The 24,025-nt window shown below is 69.2% G+C and carries 22 protein-coding genes and 1 tRNA gene; 8 read left to right on the top strand and 15 right to left on the bottom strand.

The features are described from left to right. Positions 1 to 16: 16 nt before the first annotated feature. Entirely contained in the window at positions 17 to 841 is an 825-nt protein-coding gene (locus ACZ61C_RS03950) for an AfsR/SARP family transcriptional regulator (RefSeq protein WP_465302525.1), read from the top strand. Here the strand turns inward: ACZ61C_RS03950 and ACZ61C_RS03945 are convergent. After that, a complete protein-coding gene (locus tag ACZ61C_RS03945; protein ID WP_465302523.1) occupies positions 838 to 1,845 on the bottom strand; it encodes a class I SAM-dependent methyltransferase in 1,008 nt (335 codons plus the stop codon). The two genes, ACZ61C_RS03950 and ACZ61C_RS03945, sit on opposite strands and share 4 nt — an antisense overlap. Positions 1,846 to 1,904: 59 nt before the next feature. Beyond that, positions 1,905 to 3,062 (bottom strand): methyltransferase family protein, encoded by a 1,158-nt coding sequence (locus ACZ61C_RS03940; protein ID WP_465302521.1) that lies wholly within the window; start codon positions 3,060 to 3,062, stop codon positions 1,905 to 1,907. 249 nt (positions 3,063 to 3,311) lie between these two features. Between ACZ61C_RS03940 and ACZ61C_RS03935 the strand changes: the two genes are divergently transcribed. The 3 genes from ACZ61C_RS03935 to ACZ61C_RS03925 all read left to right on the top strand — a co-directional run bounded on the left by ACZ61C_RS03935 (position 3,312) and on the right by ACZ61C_RS03925 (position 6,427). Continuing rightward, complete coding sequence (locus ACZ61C_RS03935; RefSeq protein WP_465302519.1) at positions 3,312 to 4,415, top strand: amidohydrolase family protein; 1,104 nt, start codon at positions 3,312 to 3,314, stop codon at positions 4,413 to 4,415. Next, complete coding sequence (locus tag ACZ61C_RS03930; RefSeq protein WP_465302517.1) at positions 4,412 to 4,771, top strand: Rieske (2Fe-2S) protein; 360 nt, start codon at positions 4,412 to 4,414, stop codon at positions 4,769 to 4,771. The genes ACZ61C_RS03935 and ACZ61C_RS03930 overlap by 4 nt, the downstream gene beginning before the upstream one ends. A gap of 447 nt (positions 4,772 to 5,218) precedes the next feature. Next, positions 5,219 to 6,427, top strand: a complete 1,209-nt coding sequence (locus tag ACZ61C_RS03925) for a Fic family protein (RefSeq protein WP_465302515.1) — start codon at positions 5,219 to 5,221, stop codon at positions 6,425 to 6,427. 24 nt (positions 6,428 to 6,451) lie between these two features. On the opposite strand, the gene ACZ61C_RS03920 is transcribed toward ACZ61C_RS03925, so the two are convergent. Both ACZ61C_RS03920 and ACZ61C_RS03915 read right to left on the bottom strand, forming a co-directional pair. Beyond that, positions 6,452 to 6,528 (bottom strand) — tRNA-Leu (locus ACZ61C_RS03920). Between the two features lie 24 nt (positions 6,529 to 6,552). Continuing rightward, a complete protein-coding gene (locus ACZ61C_RS03915; protein ID WP_465302513.1) occupies positions 6,553 to 7,893 on the bottom strand; it encodes a ricin-type beta-trefoil lectin domain protein in 1,341 nt (446 codons plus the stop codon). Positions 7,894 to 8,855: 962 nt separating this feature from the next. On the opposite strand from ACZ61C_RS03915, the gene ACZ61C_RS03910 reads away from it, so the two are divergent. Genes ACZ61C_RS03910 through ACZ61C_RS03900 form a run of 3 tightly spaced genes read left to right on the top strand, consistent with a single transcriptional unit; the run spans position 8,856 to position 11,112 of the window. Beyond that, positions 8,856 to 9,473, top strand: coding sequence for a YbaB/EbfC family nucleoid-associated protein (locus ACZ61C_RS03910; RefSeq protein WP_465302511.1), 618 nt, complete (start codon positions 8,856 to 8,858; stop codon positions 9,471 to 9,473). Continuing rightward, positions 9,470 to 9,805 (top strand): type VII secretion target, encoded by a 336-nt coding sequence (locus ACZ61C_RS03905; protein WP_465302509.1) that lies wholly within the window; start codon positions 9,470 to 9,472, stop codon positions 9,803 to 9,805. Before ACZ61C_RS03910 ends, ACZ61C_RS03905 begins: the two co-directional genes overlap by 4 nt. Next, positions 9,802 to 11,112, top strand: coding sequence for a WXG100 family type VII secretion target (locus ACZ61C_RS03900; protein ID WP_465302507.1), 1,311 nt, complete (start codon positions 9,802 to 9,804; stop codon positions 11,110 to 11,112). The genes ACZ61C_RS03905 and ACZ61C_RS03900 overlap by 4 nt, the downstream gene beginning before the upstream one ends. Before the next feature lie 55 nt (positions 11,113 to 11,167). On the opposite strand, the gene ACZ61C_RS03895 is transcribed toward ACZ61C_RS03900, so the two are convergent. Together ACZ61C_RS03895 and ACZ61C_RS03890 are read right to left on the bottom strand one after the other, a co-directional pair. Then, the gene (locus ACZ61C_RS03895; protein WP_465302505.1) at positions 11,168 to 12,502 is read right to left on the bottom strand and encodes an NAD(P)/FAD-dependent oxidoreductase; all 1,335 of its coding nucleotides are present in this window, start codon (positions 12,500 to 12,502) and stop codon (positions 11,168 to 11,170) included. Positions 12,503 to 12,586: 84 nt separating this feature from the next. Continuing rightward, the gene (locus ACZ61C_RS03890; RefSeq protein ID WP_465302503.1) at positions 12,587 to 13,270 is read right to left on the bottom strand and encodes a uracil-DNA glycosylase; all 684 of its coding nucleotides are present in this window, start codon (positions 13,268 to 13,270) and stop codon (positions 12,587 to 12,589) included. Between the two features lie 71 nt (positions 13,271 to 13,341). Here ACZ61C_RS03890 and ACZ61C_RS03885 point away from each other — a divergent pair, with 71 nt between their 5' ends. After that, on the top strand, positions 13,342 to 14,835 hold the full coding sequence (locus tag ACZ61C_RS03885; RefSeq protein ID WP_465302501.1) for a S10 family peptidase: 1,494 nt from the start codon (positions 13,342 to 13,344) through the stop codon (positions 14,833 to 14,835). Between the two features lie 69 nt (positions 14,836 to 14,904). On the opposite strand, the gene ACZ61C_RS03880 is transcribed toward ACZ61C_RS03885, so the two are convergent. The 9 genes from ACZ61C_RS03880 to ACZ61C_RS03840 form a co-directional block, all read right to left on the bottom strand. Then, positions 14,905 to 15,684: a hypothetical protein gene (locus tag ACZ61C_RS03880; protein WP_465302499.1), complete on the bottom strand. Its 780-nt coding sequence runs from the start codon at positions 15,682 to 15,684 to the stop codon at positions 14,905 to 14,907. Further along, the gene (locus ACZ61C_RS03875) at positions 15,681 to 16,463 is read right to left on the bottom strand and encodes a hypothetical protein (RefSeq protein WP_465302497.1); all 783 of its coding nucleotides are present in this window, start codon (positions 16,461 to 16,463) and stop codon (positions 15,681 to 15,683) included. Before ACZ61C_RS03875 ends, ACZ61C_RS03880 begins: the two co-directional genes overlap by 4 nt. Further along, the gene (locus ACZ61C_RS03870) at positions 16,460 to 17,287 is read right to left on the bottom strand and encodes a hypothetical protein (RefSeq protein WP_465302495.1); all 828 of its coding nucleotides are present in this window, start codon (positions 17,285 to 17,287) and stop codon (positions 16,460 to 16,462) included. The genes ACZ61C_RS03875 and ACZ61C_RS03870 overlap by 4 nt, the downstream gene beginning before the upstream one ends. 47 nt (positions 17,288 to 17,334) lie before the next feature. Next, complete coding sequence (locus ACZ61C_RS03865; RefSeq protein ID WP_465302493.1) at positions 17,335 to 18,171, bottom strand: hypothetical protein; 837 nt, start codon at positions 18,169 to 18,171, stop codon at positions 17,335 to 17,337. An 80-nt stretch (positions 18,172 to 18,251) separates the two neighbouring features. Further along, complete coding sequence (locus tag ACZ61C_RS03860) at positions 18,252 to 19,916, bottom strand: S8 family serine peptidase (RefSeq protein WP_465302784.1); 1,665 nt, start codon at positions 19,914 to 19,916, stop codon at positions 18,252 to 18,254. A 126-nt stretch (positions 19,917 to 20,042) separates the two neighbouring features. Further along, positions 20,043 to 21,041 (bottom strand): ABC transporter ATP-binding protein, encoded by a 999-nt coding sequence (locus ACZ61C_RS03855; RefSeq protein WP_465302491.1) that lies wholly within the window; start codon positions 21,039 to 21,041, stop codon positions 20,043 to 20,045. Continuing rightward, a complete protein-coding gene (locus ACZ61C_RS03850) occupies positions 21,034 to 22,029 on the bottom strand; it encodes an ABC transporter ATP-binding protein (RefSeq protein ID WP_465302489.1) in 996 nt (331 codons plus the stop codon). The genes ACZ61C_RS03855 and ACZ61C_RS03850 overlap by 8 nt, the downstream gene beginning before the upstream one ends. 6 nt (positions 22,030 to 22,035) lie before the next feature. Beyond that, positions 22,036 to 22,989: an ABC transporter permease gene (locus ACZ61C_RS03845; protein ID WP_465302487.1), complete on the bottom strand. Its 954-nt coding sequence runs from the start codon at positions 22,987 to 22,989 to the stop codon at positions 22,036 to 22,038. Then, positions 22,982 to 23,911: an ABC transporter permease gene (locus ACZ61C_RS03840; protein WP_465302485.1), complete on the bottom strand. Its 930-nt coding sequence runs from the start codon at positions 23,909 to 23,911 to the stop codon at positions 22,982 to 22,984. Before ACZ61C_RS03840 ends, ACZ61C_RS03845 begins: the two co-directional genes overlap by 8 nt. Between the last annotated feature and the right edge of the window lie 114 nt (positions 23,912 to 24,025).

Genomic DNA, 24,025 nt, shown 5'->3' with positions numbered 1-24,025 from the left:
CGGCACCGCGTTGGGGGTGGTTGTGAGAATCGAGCTGCTCGGCGCGACGGCCATCGCGACCGCGGCCGGCCGGAGCCCGATCCGGGCCCGCAAGGTGCGCGCCATGCTGGTGCTGCTCGCGTTGAACGCCGGGCTCGCCGTGTCCTATCAGGACATGATCGACGAGCTGTGGGGCGCCAGCCACCTGAACAACGCCCGCAACGCGTTGCAGGCCAACGCGACGAGGCTGCGCAGGCTGCTGGAACCCTTATCCGGCAACGGAGAGCTGCTCGTGACCGCGGGCGCGGGTTACCTGCTGGACGTCCCGCGGACCGACGTCGACGCGAACCTGTTCCTGGAGCTGACCGACCAGGGCGGCACGCAGGTCCGTGGCGATCCGATGAAAGCGATCGAAACCCTCGAATCGGCCCTGCGCCTGTGGCGCGGCCCCGCACTGGCCGACGCGGACGAAGGCCAGCGCGCCAAGGTGGCCGCCGCACTGCTCGAAGAACGCCGGCTGACCGCGACCGAGGACCTGCTCGAAGCCCGGCTCGCCCTCGGCCACGGCCACCAGGTGGTGCCGGAGCTGCGGCGCCTGCTCAGCCAGTACCCCGGCCGCGAACGGCTCACCGAGCACCTGATGCTGGCGTTGTACCGGTGCGGCCGGCAGACCGAGGCGATCACCGTCTTCCACCAGGCGCGCCGGCACCTCGCCGACGAGTTCGGGCTCACCCCGAACCCGACGCTGCAGCAGCGGTACCAGGAGATCCTGGTGCAGGCGCCCACCCTGGCCGAGCCCTTCCCCGCCGGTCCGGGCGCACGTCCGCGCTCGGGCGCCGTGCGGCCGGGTCCCGGGTCCTAGTCGGCCGGCTCCAGCTCGAAGATCACGCTGTCGGCCGGCGTCTCGACGCGGTGCTGGGCGATCAGCCGCCACCCGCCGTCGGCGAACACGCCGTTCCACTCCTCCAGCGTCGGCAGGTAGACGCCCATCATCCGGTGCGCCACCTCGAACCCCAGGGTGAAGACGGGGATGTCGGTGTCGGGAATCGTGGTCGTGCGGGCGGTGTCGCCGAGCAGCAGCCGCCGGACGTTCGGGAACGCCTCGCGCAGCCGTCGCAGGGACACGACGCAGTCCTCGCGCGGCCACAGGTCGTGCCCCATCAGGAAGCAGGTCAGCAGGTCGACGTCGGCGAACTCCGGGCGCGGCCGCGGGGCGGTCGCGTCGTCCTTCACGAACGACACCCGGTCCGCGAGCCCGGCCGCGGCCACCGACTCCTGGGCGACGCGCAGGGCGCCGTCGGCGATGTCGATGCCGAGCCCGGTCGAGCCCGGGCGCTGCTTCAGGACCTTGATGACCCGCTCGGCGCTGCCGCAGCCGAGGTCGGCGACCTTCGTGAACTCCAGCGTCTTCACGATCTCGTTGAAGATCGGGTCGAAGAAGTTGGTGTTGATCTCCCGGCAGGCGATGGCGATGGCCGCCGAGTCGCGGTGGAAGTACTCGCCGACCCGGTTCTCGTTGCGCAGCACGGCGGTCATGTCCGCGAACAGCTCGGCGCACCCGCGCGAGAGCCAGTGGTGGAACGCGCGCGTCCGCACCACTTCGGCGAAGTTCACGTCGCAGAACACCGCGCCGTCCCGCCGTTCCACGACCCGCACGCTGGCGAGCGCGTGGAAGAGGGCTTCGGTCGACGCCACGTCGAGGTCGTGCCGGGCGGCGAAGTCGGCCACCTCGAGCTTGTCGTCGGCGGCCAGCTCGTCGAGCGCGCCGAGCTCCCACGCCGCGCTGATCGCGGACGAGGCCACGGCGGCGTTGTAGATGTCGGCAGCGGTCATCCTGGCCGGGGCCAGCAATAGTTGTTCGGTCACTTCGGTGCCTCCCAAGGCTTGGTGCACTGACAGCGGGCCCGGCCGGGCCGCCGGTGAGATCACGCGCGCTGCGCGAGGAGAATCCGGTGCATCGGGGTGTCGACCAGCGCGGTCCGCCGCAGGCCGGCCCGGGCGAGCCAGCCGTCGTACTCGGCGAGGGAGTACGAGTCGCCGCCGCCGGTGACGAGCATCGACGCGGCGAACAGCCGGAAGAACCGGTTCTGCACCGACTGCGGCTCGCGGCGGTCGTCCACGATCTGGTCGACGATGGCGACGACGCCGCCCTCGCCCACCGCGTCGGCCGCCTTGCGGAGCAGGTCCTGCGCGCCGGCGGGGGTCTGCAGGTGGATGATGTTCACCAGCAGCACGAGGTCGTGCCCGGTTTCCCAGTCCCCGACGAAGAAGTCCTGGACCCGGGTCATGAAGCGGTCGCCGACGTCGAGCTGGGCGGCCTGGTCCATGGCGATCAGCACCATGCGTTCGGCGTCGAGGCCGACCGCGTCCAGCCCGTCGAACCGTTGCAACAGCAGCTGGCTGTAGATCCCGGTGCCGCAGCCGACGTCGACCATCGACCGCGGCCCGTCCGCCGTCCAGCCGCGTTCGGTCAGCTCCGCGGTGAGCGCTTCGACGATCGGCGGGGCCCAGAAGTTGATGCCCTTGGCGACGGATTCGTAGTCTTCGGTGGACAGCTGGTTGGCCTGGGTCTGGTACTCACCGCCGTCGTCGACGGCCGGCCGCCGGACGTGCCGGGCGAAGTCCCGCCACGCGTCCCAGCCGATCGTGCGGTCGTAGCCGATCCGCCCGGCGAGGCTGTAGAGGCCGTCGGGCAGCAGGCATTCGGCCATGCCCTCGACCAGCCAGTACCGGCCGCCGTCGGTGCGGTGCACGATTTCGTAGCAGTACAGGCCGTCGAGCAGCATCCGCAGGCCCTGGGGGTCGGCGTCCAGCCGGCCGGCCAGGTCCGTGGCCGTCGCCGGGCCGTCGGCCAGCGCGGTGAACACCCCGAGGTCGAACGCGGCCTCGATCATCCCGGGGGCGAACATCGCGATCAGGTGCTCGTAGATCCGGTGGGAAGCCCGCACGACCGCGGTGTCCCGCGGATCGCTGACCAGCTTCGCGTTGTCCACCAGAGGGGCCAAGCCCGCGGCGGGCGCCGTGCCGGCCGCCGGGTTTCCGGCGCTTTTCCCGTGGTGAGTGGAAATATCAACCGTCGTCATCGGTCCCCATTTGTTTTCGAGCACATCTCTCGGGCATGACGTGCTTTCCCGGTGATTTTTTCCGCAGAGGCCAACGTAGCAACGGGCGCTGACGGCTCGTTGACCGATCATTGATGCCGCCGGAACGGCAAAAGCGGCAACTGGAGGGGCAAGTGCCGGAAAGACAGGCAAGCCCGCTTTCCCGGGCCGGACCGGGAGCTACGCTCGGGCGGCACCGGTTCGGCGATTCTGGCGGGATAAGGGGACTTCATGACGACGATCGTTTCCGAACAGGTCTCCGAGGAGGAGACGCTGCCGCCGCCGGCCCCGGTCATCGACACCGACGTGCACGAAATGATTTCGGGCCCGCGGTTCGCGTTCTACATCGACGAGCCGTACCGCAGCCGCATCAACATCAACAACTGGACCGGCGTCCACCTGCCCTACACGTGGCCGACGACGGGCGGCATCGCCCGCCCGGACGCGATCAGCAGCCCCGGCACCCGCGCCGGCTCGGACTACCAGCTGATGCGCGAGCAGCACCTCGACCGCTACAACGTCCAGCACGCCGTCCTGACGGGGCTGGTGTACCCGACCGAGTTCAAGACCCAGCCCGACTTCGCGACGGCGATCGCCCGCGGGTACAACAACTGGCTGATGCGCGAGTGGCTGCGCAAGGACGAGCGGTTCCTGGGGTCGATGCACATCGCGGCCCAGGACCCGGCCTCGGCGGTGGCGGAGATCGACCGGGTCGGCCCGCACCCCCGCATCGTCCAGATCATGCTGCCGGCGATTTCCCACGACACCCTGGGCCGCGAGTTCTACCACCCGGTGTACGAAGCAGCGGTCCGCCACGACCTGGCCGTCGGCTTCCACCACGGAACAACCTCGGAGACGGCGGTCGGCCTACCTCCATACTTCCTCGAGTGGCACACGGCGGTCACCCAGGCGTGGCAGTCCCAGCTGATCAGCCTGGTGGCCGGCGGGGTGTTCGAGAAGTTCCCGACGTTGCGGGTGGTGATGGTCGAGTCCAGCTGGACGTGGCTGCCGCACCTGATGTGGCGGTTCGACCAGAACTACCGTGCCCTGCGCCGCGAGGTGCCGTGGGTCAAGCGCCTGCCGAGCGAGTACATCCGCGAGCAGGTGAAGTTCACGACGCAGCCGATGGAGTACGTCGAGAACCCGAGGCACATGCTGGAGATGTTCGAGATGGTCGGCAACGACGAGTTCCTGATGTTCTCGTCGGACTACCCGCACTGGGACTCCGACACCCCGGAGCGTTCACTCCCGACGAGCTTCTCACCGGAGCTGAAGCGAAAGGTCTTGTACGACAACGCGGCCAAGTTCTACCGGCTCGGGGAGTACGCGAAGTGACCCGCCACGTGGTGTGCCCGACAGCCGAGCTCCCCCCAGGCCGCACGAGGCTGTTTACGCACGAGAACCGCCGAATAGTGATAGCGGCCCTGCCGGGAGGCGAGTACCGGGCGTTGTCGGACCACTGCCCCCACCACGGCGGGTCGCTGTCAGCGGGTTCCCTGGAGCGAATGTGGCAGGCGGACGCGTGCGGCAGGCACGTGCCGGACGAGGACCGCTGGGTGGTGGTGTGCCCGTTCCACAACTACGAGATAGACGTCCGAACGGGCCGGCCGGTGGTGAAACTGGGCCGCCGTTCCCGCGCGGCTACGTATGAGGTGGACGCCGAGGACGGGTTCGTGGTGCTTTACGTGTAGCGGTGATGGCCACCTCAGCTACCTTGCGTCGACGGCCGCCGGCCCAGTGTCAAGTAAGCAAGATGTCAGTGATCGCGCCGTTGTGTGACATCCACGGCCCCGCCATTGCACATGACTGACATGACCAAGCCATCCATGTCAGCAAACATCGCATTGTGTGACATCGAGAGCTACCACGTTGCATAGAACACGCATGACCAAGCCGTGCCGCCGACAAGCCAACCACCGACATGCGCAGCCCTCAGCCTCGGACGCCGAGCTGCCATGTCAGTGATCCAGTCATTGTGTGACATCCACAGCTCCACCATTGCACATGACTGACACATCCCCGCGCCCGACCTGAACGCGGCCGGCAAGAGGACGCTTGCCCCGATTGGACTTCAACTTCACCCAGCAGGGATGACACACAACCGGGACATGACAGACATTGTGCGCTAGACTGACATGGTGGACCTTGATGCCTTCTCCGAGCAAGCCCCAGGCAGCCTCGTTCCCATCCATGGCACAGACCCCCGCCATGGCGAATGGTCACACAAGGCATTCGTGCCGGATCCACTGCCAACCGAGTCCCCGGCACTGAGCGGGGCAACATACCGCGCCGTAGCGGACGCTCGCGCCGCCCTTGCCGCACTCGACAGCACCGCCCGGCGCCTGCCCAATCCTCGCTTGTTCCGCAGGCCTTCACTTCGGGCAGAAGCGCAAAGCACTTCAGCACTGGAGGGCACCTATGCACCTCTTGCCGAGGTGCTCACCGCCGACGAAGAGCAACCGGAAAGCACCGACATGCGCGAGGTGCTCAACTACGTGGCCATGGCCGAGACCGCGTTCAACGAGACCGAAAACGGCCGCGCTTTGACGGTGAGTGTCCTGGAAGAGCTGCAAGAGATACTCGTTCGCGGAACAAAAAGCGAAGGACCGTCGTCCGGAAAAGTTCGAGATCATCAGGTCGTAGTGGGAAAACGCGAGGGCGCGCACCCCCGAGACCTGCCCGTACAAGCTGCACGTTTTGTACCGTCACCGCCCGGCCTGGATCTTGAAGCAAACCTTCGCGACCTCCTCGCGTGGACTGCGAACAAGGAGACAGGGCGCGAGATCGACCCCGTCGCGTCGGCGGCGATCGCCCACTACCAGTTCGAGGCCCTGCATCCATTTCACGACGGAAATGGCAGAATCGGTCGAATGCTGATCGTGATGAACCTCTACGACCAAGGAGTCCTGCTCGAGCCGACCCTGACCGTTTCACCGTGGTTCGAGGCACGCCGCAGCGAATACTACGACTATCTTTTCGCCGTCAGCACGGACGGCGCCTGGGATCCGTACGTTCAATTTTTTGCACAAGGCCTCGAGGCTTCGGCGAAACGAACGCACGAGCGCATGCTCACCCTTGTCGGGATACAGGCGGAGATGAAGGAGATCGTTCGCAAGTCGGCACTTCGGGCAGACACCGCACACACCCTGGTCGACTTCGCCGTCTCGAACATATCGTTCACCGTCAGAGCGGTCGAGAAGGAGCTCGAAATATCTTACGGTCGCGCGAACGGTCTCGTCAACCAACTCGTGCAGCTCGAAATACTTGCCCCATTGCACACCCGCTCGAGCGGTTCACGCAGGTTCTATGCACCGCGGGTCTACAACGTACTCATCGACGAAGCATGAGCAGGCACGCCGGACCAGCGTGTGTGGTGCCCCCGACGGGATTCGAACCCGCACTGAATCGATTTTAAGTCGACTGCCTCTGCCGGTTGGGCTACGGGGGCACCGCACACTCTAGGTGATGGCCGTCAGTTCAGCGTCCACGACTGGTTCGCCGCGCCCGTGCAGGTCCAGATCTGGAGCGGGGTGCCGTCCGCCGAGCTGGGGCCCGTTGCGTCCAGGCACTTGCCCGACGTCGGGTTCACCAGCTGGCTTCCCGATCGCGACCACTGCTGGGCGCCCGTTCCGTTGCAGTCGTACAGCTGGACCTTCGACCCGTTCGCCGTGCCCGCCGCATTCACGTCCAGGCACTTGCCGAGGGCACGCAGCGTGCCTGACGTCGACGTCCACTGCTGGGCGTTCGTTCCGTTGCACGTGTACAGGTCCACCGTCGTCCCGTTGGCCGGCGATGCGCCCGCCACGTCCACGCACTTGCCGCCGTAGCCGGTGATCGTGCCGCCCGAAGAAGGCGGCGGGGTGGTCGTGCCGCCCGTGATCGCGTTGAAGATGCGCGAATACGCGTAGCCCGTCGCGCGGTCGTAGTCCTGGACCTCCCAGAACGACAGCTCCGCGACGCCGTTCTGGGCCGCGAACGTCTCCAGCTGCTGGGCGTCGGACTGGCTGAACTGCGCGCCGTCGTCGTTGCGGCCGGCGATCGGGGTCAGACCCATCATCGCGTACGCCGCCGACGTCGAAATGCCGTACAGGCTCGCCAGCTGGGACGCCGACGCGCGGGCCGCCGACAGGGCGTCGCCCAGGACCGGCTGGCCGTCGTAGAAGTCCATCACCATCAGGTTGACGACGCTGACCTTCACACCCTTGTTCTTCGCGTCGCGCAGCAGGTCGAGCTCGTTGCCCGGGATACCCGACGGGTCGACGGCCAGCGTGTAGTCGACCTGGACCGCCGGGTTCTGCTGCTGCAGCGCCGCCAGTGCGGCGTTGCGGCGCTGGTTCGACCCCGTGTCGTTCAGGACGCCGCCCTCGATGTCGAAGTCGAGGCGGGGCGTGCCGTAGGTGTTGACGACGTTGGCGTACGCCGCCGTCAGGCTCGCGGTGTTCGTGCAGGTCTGGGCCAGCTCGCCGCCCTCCGCGCCGCCGAACGACGGGATGACGTTGCCACCCGCCGCCTGCAGGGCGCTGATCTGCGACTTGAACGAGCCGACGCCGGTGCCGTTCGCCTCCCACACCGGCGTGCAGCCGGACTGCGGGGTCAGGAACGCCAACGTGAAGAACTTCGTGCCGGTGGCGTTCATGTCGGCGGCCATGTCGCCGGCGTCGGAGTCGCTGATCTGCAGGTACGGCGCCGCGTAGTGGGCCGGGAAGGCGGGCCCGGCCGCGGCGGCCGTGGCCGGGGTGGTGGCGAGGACGGCGACGCTCAGCACGGCCGGCAAGGCCGTGACGAGTGCCGCTCTGGTGCGGGAAAAGGGCATGACTGAGCTCCAGGGGGACCGTGGGGAGGGAGCCGGAGCGGACTTATTCCGCGTTGTGAAGAAAGGGATACCCGCTCAGCGGCCCAGTTGTCCAGACCATGTCGCTCACCGGCACACAGCCGGTCAATTCACCGGAAATCGCCTGAAACACCACTTTTCCGTCCACCACGACACGCCCTGAGAAAGCCGAGGAACGAAGCCTGCGGACCGGCCACATGCAGCTGTCCGGCGAGCTCCCGATCGTTGAACGTCACGTGCAGCCCGGCGGTCACCCATCTCCCGAAGCCGGGCGAAGGCCCCGCTGTCCTCACTGACGACACCGCGACTACGAGCTCCAGGACTCTCGAAGAGCAGGCAGCCTCTGAGCCGGGCGTAGAGGCTGAAAAGCCCGCCGCAGGAATAGCCGAAGAGGCCGTGACCGCGTGCGTGTCACGCAATTCTGGGAGATTCCTCGCGGGTCATCGCACCGGCTTCGAGACCCGTCTCCACCGCGTCGACGAACTCCTGGGCGATCGGCTCGCGCCCGAGGGCGACGCGCGCGAGCGGCTCCTGGCCCGGCTTCTCGCCCCACGCCCTGCTGCGCGCAGCGATCCCGGAACAACGAGGCGCTTTCCGAGGCCGCCCGGAAGGCGCCACCTTCGACGACCTCGTCGTCGCGATCTGGCGGGCCCACACCCGCCCGGAACAGCTCTCGCAGGCCCGTCGCTTCTTTCACGTCGCAGAACTGACCGCGTACCGGCCGGACGACTAAGGCCTCGGCGCCGAGGAAGCGCGGACCACGGATCAGGTCCTGATCGCCGCCCCTGCACGGTGCCCGACCAGGTCATACTTTCGATTCTTTCGGGCAGTTCGCCCCTGCCGGACGATGAGCATGCAGTAACGTCGCCCTGTCCAGCAGACCCCATTCAGGTTAAGGCGAGGTGACGCTCCACCTCGCCCGAACGTTCGAGTCGAGGCGGCGCATGCACCCTGAACTTCAACCGGGCGAGGACTTCGCCCTGCTCCTGGAGCGGGAGGCCCGGAAACTCCAGGAACGCGGCGAAGCCCTGGCGGCGGCGTTCGCCGCGGCCGGGTCCACCGTGCGGTCCCCGGACGGCTCGGTGACGGTGACCGTGGAAGCCAACGGTTCGCTCAGCTCCATCGAGTTCGGCAACCGGGCCTGCGGGCTGGGACCGGCCAACCTCGGCGCGCTGGTCATGAAGACGGTGCGCGAGGCGCAGCGCAAGACCGCGGGCAAGGTCGTGGACACCTACTCCGAGATCAACGGGGACGACCAGGCCGCCCAGCTGGTCCGGACCTTCCTGCCGAAGGTCGAGGAGGCCGAAGAAAGCGCTCCCGAGCAGGACAAGTGGGCTCCGGAAGCGCACGACGAAGAGCCCACCGGCCGGCGGATGCCGCCGCCGGGCCGCCCGATGCCGCCGATGCCGCCCCCGGGGCGCCCGATGCCGCCGCCGGGTGGGGCCATGCCGCCGCAGCCGGGGCGTCCGATGCCGCCGCAACCGGGCCGGCCGGCGCCGCCGCCCCCCGCGCCGCCGCGGCGGTCGCAACCCTTCGACGACGAAGAAATGAGGCCCTGGTGAGCGACAGGATCGCAGCACGCTGGGAGGCACTGGGCACCTTCGCCACGTACCTCGACGACCTCGAACAGACCCTGCAGCAGAGCGCGGACATGGTCGGCAGCTGCGTCGGCGACCCGGGCATCTTCGGCATCACCGGCGGCCAGCTCTACGGGGCCGGCGCCAGCATGCACTGCGCGAAGGCGCGGGACCACCTGCACGACTATTCGTCGAAGGTGAAGGACTTCTCGGACAAGGTCCGCGACGCCACGAAGAAGTACCAGGAGGGCGACCAGGAGGCGGAGGCGACGATCACGGGCGCCGCCAAGGGCCTGGGAGAGGTGAAGGTCAAGTGAGCGACGAGTACCACCGCGGCGATTTCGGCAACAACGCCGGGGTCAAGGCCGACGACTTCAAGGACCCGGAGAACCCGGGCGGGGGCGACTCCGCCGGCGCGGGCTTCTTCGACACCGCGTTCGGGCTGAAGAAAGCGGTTGCCGAGGGCGACAGCCTCAGCATCGGCATGGCGTCGGTCGGCATGGCGGTCGACATCCTCGGCATGGTGCTCGACCCGCTGGGGTCGCTGCTCACCGCCGGGATCGGCTGGCTGATCGAGCACCTGGTCATCTTCCGCTGGCCGCTGGACGTCCTGATGGGTGATCCCAAGGGCATCGACGCGGCCAAGGACGCGATCTGGGCCGAGGGCAAGAAGGTCCGGGAGGAGTCGGAGAAGCACAAGACCGCCACCCAGGAGGTCCTGAAGACCTGGTCGGGTGACGCGGCGGAGAAGTTCCGCACCGACATGGAGGGTGTCAGCGCCCAGATCGACGCGCTGGCCGACTACGTCGACTTCGCCGGCAAGCAGATGGCGATCGCGGGCGGCCTCATCGGCACGGTGCGCGGCATCGTCCGCGACATCATCGCGATGACGCTGGCCGGCATCGTCAAGGCCGCGATCATCGCGGTGGCGCTGGCGCCGGTGACGTTCGGCGGCTCGATCATCGCGGCGATCACCAGCACGATCGTCGAGGTCGGCGTGGCGATCGGCAAGATCGGCACGAAGATCGCCGACCTCGCCAAGAAGCTCGCCGAGATGCTCAAGATCCTGGCCAAGACCCGGGGCGCGGCCGACGACGTCGTGAAGAACGCGATCGGCGACGGCCTCGGCAAGGTCAAGCTGCCGAAGCCCGGGCCGCACACCCCCAAGCCGCCGGCCGGCGAGCCGCACGGCGGCAACCAGGTGGTCAAGCACGATCCCAACGCGGGCGGCGGGAAGAAGCCGGAGGACACCACCCCGGAGGGGAAGAAGCCGGACGAGCCCACGCCCGACCCGAACAAGCCGAAGACCCTCGGCGACAAGGTCACCCGCATCGTGCGCGACAAGCTGGCCAAGGAACTGGAAGCAAAAGCATCAACGCCCCAGGAAAAGGCGGAGATGGAAAAGCTCCTCAAGAACTTCGACAAATGGGCCGGCGCGCCCATCACCTTCACGAGCGGCAACTCCAAGAAGGCGTTGGAGGGCATCGAGAAGGTCGTGAAGATCATGAGCGACCCGACGTACGGCGCTCAGGGTCTCGGCGGCAAGATCATCGTGGACATGATGAAGGCCATCCCGCCGGCCGCGAAGGACGACCCGCCGGAGGACGACGAGGCGGAGAAGTAAGCGCAAAAACGGGGCCCCGGACAGAATCCGGGGCCCCGTTTTTTTCGGCTTTACCTCAGGACTTCGAGACGCGTGCGAACTCGTCCTTCGGGTTGTTGATCTGACCCAGCGAAATGACCTCACGCCGGAACAACCCACCGAGGATCCAGTCGAAGAGAATCCGGATCTTGCGGTTCCACGTCGGCATCGCCTTGAGGTGGTACGCGCGGTGGAAGAGCCACGCCGGGAAGCCCTTGATCTTCAGGTTCAGCGCGTCGGCGACACCCTTGTGCAGACCGAGGCTGGCCACCGCGCCGAGGTTCTTGTGGTAGTAGTCCTTCGGCTTTCCGCCGCGGATCACCTTGATGATGTTCTTCGCCAGCAGCGTCGCCTGGCGGACGGCGTGCTGCGCGTTAGGCGGGCACGTCGCCGTCGGGTCCTCTTCGGTGCGCGAGAGGTCCGGGATCGCCGCGTTGTCGCCCGCGGTCCAGACGTCCGGGTGGCCGACCACCTGCATCGCGGCCGTCGCCTCGACGCGGCCGCGCTTGTCGAGCGGGAGGTCCGAGTCGGCCAGGACCGGGTTGGCTTTCACGCCCGCCGTCCAGATGAGCGTGTCGGTGTCGAACTCCGTGCCGTCCGAGAGCACGACGTGGCCGTTCTCGAACGACTTCGCCGCCGTCGAGAGGTACACCTCGATGCCGCGCTTCTCCAGCTGCTCGACCGTGTACACACCCAGGGTCTCGCGGACCTCGGGCAGGATGCGCCCGGCGGCCTCGACGAGCACCCAGCGGACGTCGGCCGGCTGGATGTTCGGGTAGTAGTTCTCCACCGCGAAGCGGGTCATGTCCTCGAGCTCGGCCAGCGCCTCGATGCCGGCGAACCCGCCGCCGACGACGGTGAACGTCAGCAGGCGCTTGCGCAGCTCGGGGTCCAGCGTGCTGGCGGCCTCGTCGAGCTTCGTCATGATGTGGTTGCGGAGGTAGATCGCCTCGCCGATGGTCTTGAAGGCGATGCCCTGCTCGACCAGGCCCGGGATCGGCAGGATGCGGGCGACGGCGCCGAGCGCGACCACGAGGACGTCGTAACCGAGCTGCTCGATGTGGCCGTCGGCCGCCTCGACCGTCACGGACTTCTTGTCGTTCTCGATCTTGGTGACGCGCGCGGTCAGCACGTGGCAGCGCTTGAGCACGCGGCGCAGCGGCACGACCACGTGCCGAGGCTCGATCGCGCCGGCCGCGGCCTCCGGGAGGAACGGCGCGTAGGTCATGTGGGGCTGCGGGTCAACGACGGTCACGGAGGCCTCGTTGGCCCGGAGCATCTTCTGGAGGCCGTACGCCGTGTAGAGCCCGACGTACCCACCACCGAGGACGAGGATCCGAGTCGGTTCCGACTTCGACTTCGCAGCAGCCATGACCTCATAGTCGCACCTTCACACGGACCTTGCGAGGGGACCCCATCTCGCTGTGACCAGCGTCGCTGCACCTTCCGTAACGATTCAGTCCGAGGCCGTCACCGAGGTCGCGGCCCGGAAGACGTCGGCCACCATCGTGTGCGTCAGCAGTCCGGTCTGGACATTGCGCGGCGAGACGTGGTAACAGCCGAATACACGCAGGTCGCCGAGCTCCAGGACGGCGCCGTGCCCGAACGCCGGCCGCGGCGACGGCACCGGCCAGCCGGCCGCGGCGAGCACGGGCAGCAACGCCTGCCAGCCGAACGCCCCGAGCACGACGATCGCGCGCAGTGTCGGACGTAACAGCGTCAGCTCCTCCGCGAGCCACGGCCGGCAGGTGTCCCGCTCGGCCGGCGTCGGCTTGTTCTCCGGCGGGGCGCAGCGCACCGGCGAGACGAGCCGTGTGCCGTACAGCTCGAGGCCGTCGCCGAGCCGCTCGGACGTCGGCTGCGACGCGAGCCCGACCTCGTGCAGCACCCGGAAGAGGAAGTCACCCGACGGGTCGCCGGTGAACATCCGGCCGGTCCGGTTCGCCCCGTGCGCCGAGGGCGCCAGCCCGACGACGGCGAGCGACGCGTCCGCCGGCCCGAAGCCCGGCACCGGCCGCGCCCAGTACTCCTCACCGCGGAACGCCGCCTTCGTGCCCGCGACGCCTTCGCGCCAGGTGACCAGCCGCGGGCAGGCGCGGCAGGACGAGACGGCGGTGTCCAGCTCGGCCAACGACCTCATCGCGACGCGTCCTCGGTGTGCACCAAGTCACCCTGCCACAGCGGGCCGACACCGCCGACTAGGTTGGGTCCATGGCGGACACGACCCCCGAAGAGGCTCCCGAGAAGAAGGCTCCGGAAACGACGGAGATCCCGGCCGAGCCCACCGACGACATCGTCACCACCCAGCACACGATCACCGTGAAGCGGAAGAAGCTCGCGTACACGGCGAAGGCGGGGCGGATCGTCCTCCGCAAGGAGGTCGTGAAGGACGGCAAGTCCGAGGGTGTCAAGGCGAAGGCGGAGGTCTTCATCACCTCCTACACCCTCGACGACGCCGACCCGGGCTCGCGGCCGGTGACGTTCGCCTTCAACGGCGGCCCCGGCTCGTCGAGCATCTGGCTGCACATGGGCCTGCTGGGCCCGCGCCGGGTGCTTTCGGGTGACGTCGACGACCTCGTGCCGCCGCCGTACGGGCTGGCCGACAACCCCGAGACGCTGCTCGCGCACAGCGACCTGGTCTTCATCGACCCGGTGTCGACCGGGTACTCGCGCGCGTCCGAGGGCGGCGAAACCAAGGACTTCCACGGGTTCAAGGGCGACATCGAGTCGGTCGGCGAGATCATCCGGCTCTGGGTGTCGCGCCACGAGCGCTGGCTGTCGCCGAAGTTCCTGGCCGGCGAGTCGTACGGCACGCTGCGCGCCGCCGGGCTGGCCGCGCACCTGCAGGAACGGCACGGGCTCTACCTCAACGGCCTGCTGCTGATCTCGTCCGTGCTCGACCTCGGCACGCTGCGGTTCACCGAGGGCAACGACCTGCCGTACTCGCTGTACGTGCCGACGTACGCGGCGATCGCGCACTACCACGGCTTCCACGGCGAGCGCCCGCTCGACGACGTCCTCGCCGACGCCGAGGACTTCGCGGCGAAGGACCTGCCGTGGGCGCTGGCCCGCGGCGCACGGCTGTCCACACAGGACCGCGCGGACGCCGTGGCGACGCTGGCGTCGCTGACCGGGCTCACCGAGTCCTATGTGGACCGGGTGAACCTGCGGATCGAGCACGTCCGGTTCTTCACCGAGCTGCTGCGCGACCGTGCGCTGACCGTCGGCCGGATGGACGGCCGCTTCACGACGTGGGAGCCGGACGGCGGCCGCGAGCACATGAGCGACGACCCGTCGATCTCCCGGGTGATCGGCGCATACGCGGCGTCGTTCAACCACTACGTGCGGGCCGAGCTGGGTTACGAGAACGACCTGCCGTACGAGATCATCCACGAGGACACGTTCAAGGCGTGGTCGTACTCGGACTTCGAGGGCCGTTCGGTGTCGGTGGCCGACTCGGTGAGCGCGGCGATGCGCGCGAACCCGCACCTGCACCTCCACGTGGCGTTCGGTCACTACGACGGCGCGACGGCGTACTTCGCGGCCGAGCACGTGCTGGCCCACCTGCAGATCCCCGAGGAGCTGCGCGACAACATCGACACGGCGTACTACCCGGCGGGGCACATGATGTACGTCCACGAGCCGACGCGGGTGCAGCAGTCGAAGGACCTCGCGAAGTTCGTCAAGAAGGCGTCGAACCGCTGACGTCCGGGCCGGGGCCTTCCTTCTCGAGGGCCTCGGCCAGGTCGGCGTCGCCGATCATGCGGCCGTCCTTCACCGAAACTCCGGTGGTGCCCAGTTCACCGCGGTCTGCGCGGGCAACGGATCGCCGTAGTGCCCAGAAGGGAGCGGCCGCCGGTTCCGCCAATACGCCAGCAACTCCACGGCCATCACCAGCACGGCGTACCCGATCAGCCACGGCCCGAACCCCGGCGGCACCCGCCCGCCGGCGGCGACGTCCAGCAGGGGCGGGACAGCCACCAGCGAAGGGGCCGCCGAGTGGAGGTTCTCTGCCAGGAGCCCGCGGTACACCGCCAGAGACTCCGGGTCCTCGGCGAGCACCGGACCACGCAGGAACCCGGTCAGCACCACCGCGGCGCAGACCGCGCTCAGGCCGAGCAGCCCCAGCCAGCTCCGGGCGTAGGCCGGCGCCGCCGAGAGCATGACCACGGCCAGCGCGACGCCACCGCCGTACGCGAGGGCCAGCGACGCCGCGAACCAGCCGCCGAGCGCGCTGTAGTCGCGCGTCGCGCCGGCCCAGGGTCGAGTCCGGCGAGCCAGCTCTCGCTGCCGGCTTCGGACGCTCTGCCACAGCCCCAGCTGGATGAAGAACCACACGAAGTACGCCAGCGTGGCCGCGGTCTCCCCGAAGAGGCTCTGGTAGCCGACCATGACGACAGAACCGGGCACGGCGAACAGCAGCAACCACGGCAGCGCGCGGCCGACTTTGACGTTGCGGATGACCAGCAGCTGGCCGATGTAGGACGTCGCGTCGGCGACCGGCCGGCCGCGTTTCGCGAGCCAGCGCAGGCCCACCTCGTATTCGGTCTTCACGAGACCTCCCCGTAGTAGCAGCCGGAAGGCAGGGCGGGAATCCGCCGCCGCTGGGCGAACCACGCGACGACGTGCGTGGCGACCGCGAGCACGACGTAGGCGGCCAGCCACGGCTTGCCGGGCAGGTCCGTGAACACGAGGTCGCCGACCAGCGGCACCGCGAACGCCGACGGCATCGTGAGCTGGACGTCTTCGAGCCGCGTCGCGAAGTCGATCGCCAGGGAGCCTTCGTCCTCGGCGAGCACCGGCCGCCGGAGCACCCCGGCCACGATGATCGTGTCCGCCACCGCGCCGAGCGCCAGCAGGCCGAGCCAGAACCACGCCCAGAGCAAGCCCGTCGCGGCCAGCACGGCACCCAGGACCGCGCCGCCGCCGAAGGTGACCGTGAACGCGGCCGGGTACCAGCCGCCCAGCACCTCCCGCCACGGCGGGCCCGGGCGGGCCGGCTCCTCGCCCAGCCTCGCGCGCGCCTCCCGGTCTCCGCCGCGGACATTCAGCCAGGTCGCCAGCACCACCGCGATGATGCTGAAGAAGGTCATTCCGCCGGCGGGCAGGTCGGCGGCGTCCACCGACGGCAGCAGCCGCAGGAACTGGTACGCGCCGAGGCAGACGCACATCAGCGCGCACACGAAGAAGACCGCAGTGAAGGCACCCGGCGACGCCTTCCCGCGCCGGACGCTCAGCCGGGTCGTGAGCAGCGTCGTCGGCTCGGCCACCCGGATCCCGCGCCGTGCGAGCCACTGGGTCGCGGCCCGCTCCCGGGCCGTCAGCGCGATCACCGGACACCGGCCTGAGCCGGCAAGGGGACGCCGTAGTCGCCCGCCGGGAGGATCGGCCGCCGCCCGCGGGACACCAGCAGGCCGGTGATCTGCGGGGCCGCCGCCAGCACCGCGTACCCGACGAGCCAGAGCGCGAACCCGGGCGGCTGGCGGTGGGTCGTCACGAGGTCCGTGAGCACCAGGAACGCGTAACCCGCGGGCATCGCGATGACGAGGTCCTCGCGCCGCAGCACGGCGTCGACCGCCAGCGACGGCTCGTCTTCGGCGATCACCGGCCGTCGCACGAGGCGGGTCACGGTGACCGCGAAGAGCACAAACGCCAACGCCAGCAGCCCGAGCCAGCTCCAGGCGTAGGTCCGGTACGGCGTGGCGAAGAACATCGTCAGGCCGAGCGCGGCGCCCCCGGCGAAGGTCACCACGGCGGATGCGAGCAACCAGCCGTCCAGCACCTCACGCCACGGTGGACGCGGGTGGTGGAGCGCCCGTGGCCCCAGCGCGGCCGCGGCCTGCCGGTCCCGGCGCCGGAAGCCGAACCAGGTCGCGGTCTGGATCCCGAAGACGACGAAGTACGCGACCTTGCTTTCGGTCATCTCCACCCCGCGCACGCCGGGCAGGTACTGCAGGCACTGGTAGGCGACCGCGCAGCCGATCGCGGCGAGCACGATCACCGCCTGCGCGACCAGCAGCTTCTTCGGCCGCGCGCCCGCGCGGACGCCGAGCCGGGTCGCCAGCAGCGGGGTCGGGATCCCCACCCGGACCCCGTGCCGGCCCAGCCAGACCGCGGCTTGCACCACCTCGCCGCGCGTCGGGACCTCTTCACGCATCAAACCTCCCCAATTCGAGGAGAACACGCCCGAGCGGGCGAGAAGGTTTACCGGCCGTAGAAGCCCGGCGGCACCAGCCGGTACCGGTGACGGGTGATCAGCCAGCCGGTCAGCTGCAGGGCGACCACGGTCACCAGGTACGCCAGCGCCCACCACCCGAGCACCCCCGGCGTCGCCCAGTCGACGACGTAGATCGGCATCACCGCGACGGCGTACACGGCGGTCGGGGCGAACCGGTACGGGTCCTCCGCGCGCAGCAGCTCGTCGACGAACCGGGAGGCTTCGTCCTCCGCGATCACCGGCCCGCGAAGCACCCGGCCGAGCACCAGCGCGGTGAGGCCGGCCCCGACCGCCAGTGCGAGTGTCTGCAAGCCGATCACGAGGGCCGGCGGGTACCAGTGCTTCCAGGTGAACTGCGGCCCGGTCAGGAACGATGCCGCGCAGAGCACCGCCCCGCCGGTGAACGTGACGGCCGCCGAGACCAGGTACCACCAGCCCACCTGCCGCACCGCCACCCGCATCGGGAGTGGCGCGCCGCCGCCCACCCAGCGCTCGGCGACCTGGTCCTGCCGCTGGGCACGGCGCCGGCGGAACAGCTGGAACGCGGCGAACCACAGACCCGCGGCCGGCGCGATCGCGTTCAGCTCCACTTCCATGAGCACGAACACGGTCACCATCCACAGGCCGGCCAGGACAATCCCGTAGACCGGTATCCCCACCCCGCCCGGGGCCCGCCCGCCGAGGCGCAGGGCGAGCAGCCGGGTCGGCAGCCACACCCGCACCCCGCGCCCGGCCAGCCACGCCCTCGCGCGGCCCACTTCGAGCAGCGCCGGCTCGCCCGGCAGCCTCGGATCCACCGGCAGCGCCGGCTCGTGCACGATCACGGAACCTCCCCCTGGTCCCCCTTCTCACGCGCGACGCCCCGGGGAGGTTGTCTCCCCGGGGCGTGCTCGTGAGGCTTTTGTTACTTCAGGTACTGCGTCCCGCGCGTCACGGCGGCGTAGGCGTCGACCGCGCCGTTGCCGTAGAAGCCGTTGAACGACGGGCTGCCCTCACAGGTCGCCGTGAACGTGGCGTCCCGGCCTTCGTCCAGGTAGTCCACCGTGCGCGGCACCGGGCAGGCGATCTCGGAGGCCGTGCCCTCGAGGACCCGCTGGACCTTGTCCGGGTCCAGCCCGAAGCCGGCGCCCGACTTCTTGCCGTACTGCGAGACGATCAGCGCCGCGACACCCGCCGCGTGCGGCGTCGCCATCGACGTGCCCTGCAGCCACTGGTAGTAGCCGACCCGGCCGTCCGCCGCCGTCGCCTTCTGGACGCCCAGCGCGACACCGTCCGGGGTCACGTTGCCGTCCGCGTCGATGTTCTTCTCCGCGATGCCCACGTTCTTCGGGTACGCCGAGAGGATCTCGTTCTCGACCGTGCGGAACCACGGCGTGCCGAAGCCGTCGCGGAAGTACCCGCCCGGCGCGGACACCGAGATCTGCTCGGTGCCGTAGTTCGAGTAGTCCGCCTTCGCCTGCGACGGCCCGAACGCGCCGACGCCGATCGTGTGGTTGCCCTCGACCGGGAGGTTCAGGCAGGAGCTGTTGTCGACCGTGCGCGGGTGCGTCGAGTTGGCCGGGTAGTCCGGGCTCGTGGTGTCCGGCTGCGGCGCGCCGAGGTCGGTGTGCTGGTTGCCCAGCGCGACCACCATCGTGACGCCCTTCTTGTGCGCGTAGTTCAGCGCGCGCTGGGTCGCCTCGATGATCGTGCGCTGCTCGGCCTGTTCCGCGGCCGAGTCGGCCGGGTTCGCCGTGCAGTTGTACAGCCACGGGTCGGTGTAGAAGCTCATGTTGACGACGTCGATGCCCGCGTCGCCGGCGTAGGTCAGCGCGTCGACGGTCGGCTGCAGGAAGAAGTACCCCGAGTCCTGGCCGGCGCGGATGTTCACCAGCGTCACGTTCGGCGCGACACCCGAGATGCCGAAGCCGTTGGCCGCGGCGGCGATGGTGCCGGCGACGTGCGTGCCGTGCGCGCCGTCGTCGTGGTTGACCGGGTCGACGCAGCCGCGGAACTCGCACGGGCCGTCGACCTCGACGCCGTTGACGTCGAACGGGATGTCCTTGACGAAGTTGCGGGAGTCGGCCGCGTCGAAGTTCGGCGCGATGTCCGGGTGCGTGCCGTCGATGCCGGTGTCGATGACGCCGACCTTGACCTGCTTGCTGCCGGGCTGCTTGGTGCGCGAGAGGTCCGAGCGGACGGACTTGAGGCCCCAGAGCTGGTCGTCCAGCGGGTCCATCCCGACGGCCTTGGCCGCCTTCTTCGCGGCGGTGGCGCCGCGGCCTTCCTTCTCGGTGGTGTCCTTCTTGGTCTTCTTGCCGTCCTTCGGCAGCGAGCCGATGACCTGGGCCTTGGCCGCGCCGAACACGGCCCGGTTCGCCGAGACGCGCTCGGTGAACCCGCTGGCCGGGGCGCTGGCCTTGATCAGGCCGACGGCGCTGTTGGTCTCCAGCACGGTCCCGCCGGCGGCGCGGATCGCCTGCTGGGCGGTGCCGATGCTCTGGGTGTCCTTGGCGAGCACGGTGAATTCGGTGGCCGGGCCGGACAGCGCGGGCTGCGCGGCCGCGACGGGGACCGCGCCGGCCGACATCGCCCCGAACAACGGGACGGCCAGCGCGGCGGCGAGAAGCCTGGGTCTCTTCACGTTTCTCCTCCTCGGAAAGCGGTTCCTGCACCGTATAGATCGGACATTGTGGTTACAACGGCCAAACGTACGTTATGGAACAACCGACTTCTGCTCCGCGAAGTGACAAGCTGACAAGTGACCGTCGGTCCGCGGCACGAGCTCGGGAACCTCGGTGGCGCACTTGTCCTGCGCCTTCCAGCACCGTGTGCGGAACCGGCAGCCGGACGGGGGATCCAGGGGACTCGGCACGTCGCCGGTCAGCCGGATCACCTGCCGCTGCCCGCGCACAGCCGGGTCCGCCACCGGCACCGCGGACAGCAGCGCCTGGGTGTACGGGTGGGACGGTCGTTCGTAGATCTCCTCGTCCGTGCCGATCTCGACGATCTTGCCGAGGTACATCACGGCGACCCGGTTGGACAGGTGCCGCACCACCGAAAGGTCGTGCGCGATGAAGACGTAGGACAGCCCGAACTCGTCCTGCAGGTCACCGAGCAGGTTCATCACCTGCGCCTGGATCGAGACGTCGAGGGCGGACACCGGCTCGTCGCAGATGATCACCTTGGGCCGCAGCGCGAGCGCCCGGGCGATGCCGATGCGCTGGCGCTGACCGCCGGAGAACTGGTGCGGGTAGCGGTTGAGGTGCTCGGGGTTGAGCCCGACGACCTCCAGCAGCTCCTGCACCTTCTTCGCCCGCGACCCCTTCGGCGCGACGTCGGAGTGGATCTCGAACGGCTCGCCGACGATGTCGCCGACGGTCATCCGCGGGTTGAGCGAGGTGTACGGGTCCTGCAGCACGATCTGGATCTCGCGCCGCAGCTTGCGCAGCTCGTTGCCGCGCAAAGAAAAGATGTCGCGGCCTTCGAACTTCGCACTGCCGGCGGTCGGCTCCTCCAGGCGCATCAGCACCTGGGCCAAAGTGGACTTGCCGCAGCCGGACTCGCCGACGACGCCGAGCGTTTCGCCCGGCATGAGGTCGAACGAGACGCCGTCGACGGCCTTGACCTGGCCGATCGTGCGCTTGAACAGGATGCCGGTGCGGACCGGGAAGTGCTTCTTGAGATCGGTGACCGACAGAATGGGCTCAGGCACGGGAGTTCACCACCTCTTCGGCGAAGTGGCACGCGCTGGTCCGGCCGAAGCCGATCCCCAGCGGTGGCGGGACGTCGACGCCGCACTTGGCTTCCGCCCGCTTGCACCGCGGGTGGAACGCGCAGCCCGGCGGGATGTCGAGCAGGCTCGGCGGCAGGCCCTTGATGGTCTCCAGCGTCTGTCCTTTGAGGTCCAGCCGCGGCAAGGAGTCCATCAGCGCGGCGGTGTACGGGTGAGCCGGCGCGCGGAAGAGCTCGGTGACGTCGGCCTGCTCGACGATCCGGCCGGCGTACATCACGGCGATCCGGTCGGCGACCTCGGCGACCACGGCCAGGTCGTGGGTGATGAGCACGAGCCCCATCTTCCGTTCGGCCTGGATCTCGGCCAACAGGTCCATGATCTGGGCCTGCACGGTGACGTCGAGCGCGGTGGTCGGCTCGTCGGCGATGAGCAGGTCCGGGTCGAGCGCCAGCGACATCGCGATCATCGCGCGCTGGCGCATGCCGCCGGAGAACTGGTGCGGGTAGTCCTTGACCCGCCGCTCCGCGGCCGGGATCCGGACGATGTCGAGCAGCTCGATCGCGCGCTTGCGGGCGTCCTTCTTGGACATCCCGAGCCGCACCCGCAGCTGCTCCTCGATCTGGAACCCCACCGTGAACACCGGGTTGAGCGCGGAAAGCGCGTCCTGGAAGATCATCGCGATCTCGCTGCCGCGCACCTCGCGGCGCCGTTCGGCGGACGCGGTGAGCAGGTCCTCGCCGCGCCAGCGCACCGCGCCGCCGGTGATCACGCCGGGCGGCATGTCGAGGATGCCCATCACGGTCTGCGCCGTGACGCTCTTGCCGGAGCCGGACTCGCCGAGCACGGCGAGGGTCTCCCCGGCGTGCACCGAGTAACCGACGCCGTTGAGCACGTTGGCCACGCCGTCGGAAGTGCGGAACTCGACGTGCAGATCCTCTACTTCGAGCAGTAGTTCGTTGTCGGACAAGGGGATCTACCTCGACTTCGGATCGAGCGCGTCGCGAATGCCGTCACCCAGCATCACGAAGGCCAGCACGGTCAGGGTGACGAAGGCGCCGGGGAACAGCAGCATGTGCGGGTCGGCGCGGAAGTAGTCCCGCGAGTCGCTGATCATCACGCCCCACGAGATCACCGGGGCGCGCACACCGATGCCGAGGTAGGCCAGCGTCGCCTCGGCGCCGATGAACGCGCCGAGCGCGATGGTGGCGTAGACCAGCACCGGTGCGATCGTGTTGGGCAGCAGGTGCCGGAAGATGATCCGCGGGGTGCTCGCGCCGAGGCCGCGCGCGGCCTTGACGTAGTCGAGCTGCTTGGCCACCAGCGTCGCCGACCGCATGATGCGCATGGCCACCGGCCAGCTCAGCACCGCGATCGAGCAGACGACCTGGACGATGATCGTCACCGCGCCCGGGTTGGAGCCCGGCGCGTTGAACGTGGTCAGGATGACGATCGCGCCGAGCACGAACGGCAGGCCGGCGAAGATGTCGCCGAAGCGCGACAGCAGGCTGTCGACGAACCGGCCGTAGTACCCGGCGAAGATGCCGACCAGTGAGCCGAAGAGGACGGTCAGCAGCGTCGAGAACACCCCGACCAGCAGGGACGCGCGGGTGCCGTAGATCGTGCGGGCGTAGACGTCGGCGCCCTGGTTGTCGTAGCCGAACCAGGCGTCCGCGGACGGGCCCTCGTTGGCGTGCGTGAGATCGCTGAAGCCCGCGTCGCGCGAGCTGAACAGACCGGGCGCGATCGCGATCACGACGATGACCAGGATGATCACGGCCGAGGCGACGAACGCGGGCTTGCGGCGCAGCTGGCGCCACGCGTCGCTCCACAGGCTGCGGGGTTTCTGCGGGCCGGCGGCGGAGTCGTCGACGCGGGACAGCTCGGCCGCGTCGGCCCCGCCGCCGCCCACCAGGTTCGGGTCAGTCATAGCGGATCCTCGGGTCGAGAACGGCGTAGAGCAGGTCGACGACCAGGCTCATCAGCAGGTACACCAGCACCAGCAGGACGACCACGCCGACCACGGTGGCGCTCTCCCGGTTCTGGATGCCGCGGAAGATGAGCCCGCCCAGGCCGTTGATGTTGAACACGCCTTCGGTGACGATCGCGCCGCCCATCAGGGCACCGAGGTCGGTGCCGAGGAACGTCAGCACCGGGATCACCGAGTTGCGGAGCAGGTGGACGCCGACCACGCGGCTGTTCGGCTGTCCCTTGGCGATCGCCGTGCGCACGTAGTCGGCGCGGCGGTTTTCGGCGATGCTCGTTCTAGACAGCCTCGCGACGTAGGCCATCGACAGGCTGCCGAGCGCGATGCCGGGCACGATCAGCTCACCGACGCTCGGGTTGTCGGAGACGCTGGCCTCGATCAGGCCGAGGCCGTTGGCGCCCAGGGCGAGCTGCAGCACGATCGCCGTGACGAACACCGGCAGCGAGATCAGGAACGTCGTCGACACGAGCACGAGGTTGTCGAGGAAACCCTTGCCGCGCAGGCCGGTCAGCACGCCGGCGGTGAGACCGATGAGGGCCTCGATGACCACGGCGATCACGGCCAGGCGCAGCGTGATCGGGTACGACGTCGCGATCAGCTCGCCGACCGAGGTGCCGTTGAAGGTCTCGCCCCAGTCGCCGGTGAACAGGCTCCCGAGGTACTTGAAGTACTGCACGAAGATGTTGTCGTCGAGGTGGAACTTCTCGGTCATCTGGGTGATGTAGGCCGGCGGGCACGCGGCCTGGCCGCACTTGCCGGAGAACGGGTCGCCGGGCACGGCCCAGACGAGGACGTAGATCAGGAAGGTGGTGCCGAAGAAGACGGGGATCAGCTGGAGCAGCCGTCGCAGGACGTAGCGGATCATGAAGAGTTCCTAGTGCGCGCCGGCCGTGGGGGGGGGGGGGGGGGGGGGGGGGGGGGGGGGGGGGGGGGGGGGGGGGGGGGGGGGAGGGGGGGGGGGGGGGGGGGGGGGGGAGGG

The sequence above is a fragment of the Amycolatopsis sp. NPDC104587 genome (assembly GCF_055583645.1).
Note: the sequence above shows the minus strand (reverse complement) of the source record. Positions and strands in the feature narration are given on the sequence as shown.

Excerpts from the sequence above, each read along its gene's own strand:
- ACZ61C_RS03860 (WP_465302784.1), bottom strand. The coding sequence starts at position 19,916 with ATGTCGGCCGGCGCGGTCCCCGTCGCGGCCGCGCAGCCCGCGCTGTCC.
- ACZ61C_RS03845 (WP_465302487.1), bottom strand. The coding sequence starts at position 22,989 with ATGACTGACCCGAACCTGGTGGGCGGCGGCGGGGCCGACGCGGCCGAG.
- ACZ61C_RS03840 (WP_465302485.1), bottom strand. The coding sequence starts at position 23,911 with ATGATCCGCTACGTCCTGCGACGGCTGCTCCAGCTGATCCCCGTCTTC.
- ACZ61C_RS03870 (WP_465302495.1), bottom strand. The coding sequence starts at position 17,287 with ATGCGTGAAGAGGTCCCGACGCGCGGCGAGGTGGTGCAAGCCGCGGTC.
- ACZ61C_RS03940 (WP_465302521.1), bottom strand. The coding sequence starts at position 3,062 with ATGACGACGGTTGATATTTCCACTCACCACGGGAAAAGCGCCGGAAAC.
- ACZ61C_RS03915 (WP_465302513.1), bottom strand. The coding sequence starts at position 7,893 with ATGCCCTTTTCCCGCACCAGAGCGGCACTCGTCACGGCCTTGCCGGCC.
- ACZ61C_RS03910 (WP_465302511.1), top strand. The coding sequence starts at position 8,856 with ATGCACCCTGAACTTCAACCGGGCGAGGACTTCGCCCTGCTCCTGGAG.
- ACZ61C_RS03935 (WP_465302519.1), top strand. The coding sequence starts at position 3,312 with ATGACGACGATCGTTTCCGAACAGGTCTCCGAGGAGGAGACGCTGCCG.
- ACZ61C_RS03890 (WP_465302503.1), bottom strand. The coding sequence starts at position 13,270 with ATGAGGTCGTTGGCCGAGCTGGACACCGCCGTCTCGTCCTGCCGCGCC.
- ACZ61C_RS03895 (WP_465302505.1), bottom strand. The coding sequence starts at position 12,502 with ATGGCTGCTGCGAAGTCGAAGTCGGAACCGACTCGGATCCTCGTCCTC.
- ACZ61C_RS03885 (WP_465302501.1), top strand. The coding sequence starts at position 13,342 with ATGGCGGACACGACCCCCGAAGAGGCTCCCGAGAAGAAGGCTCCGGAA.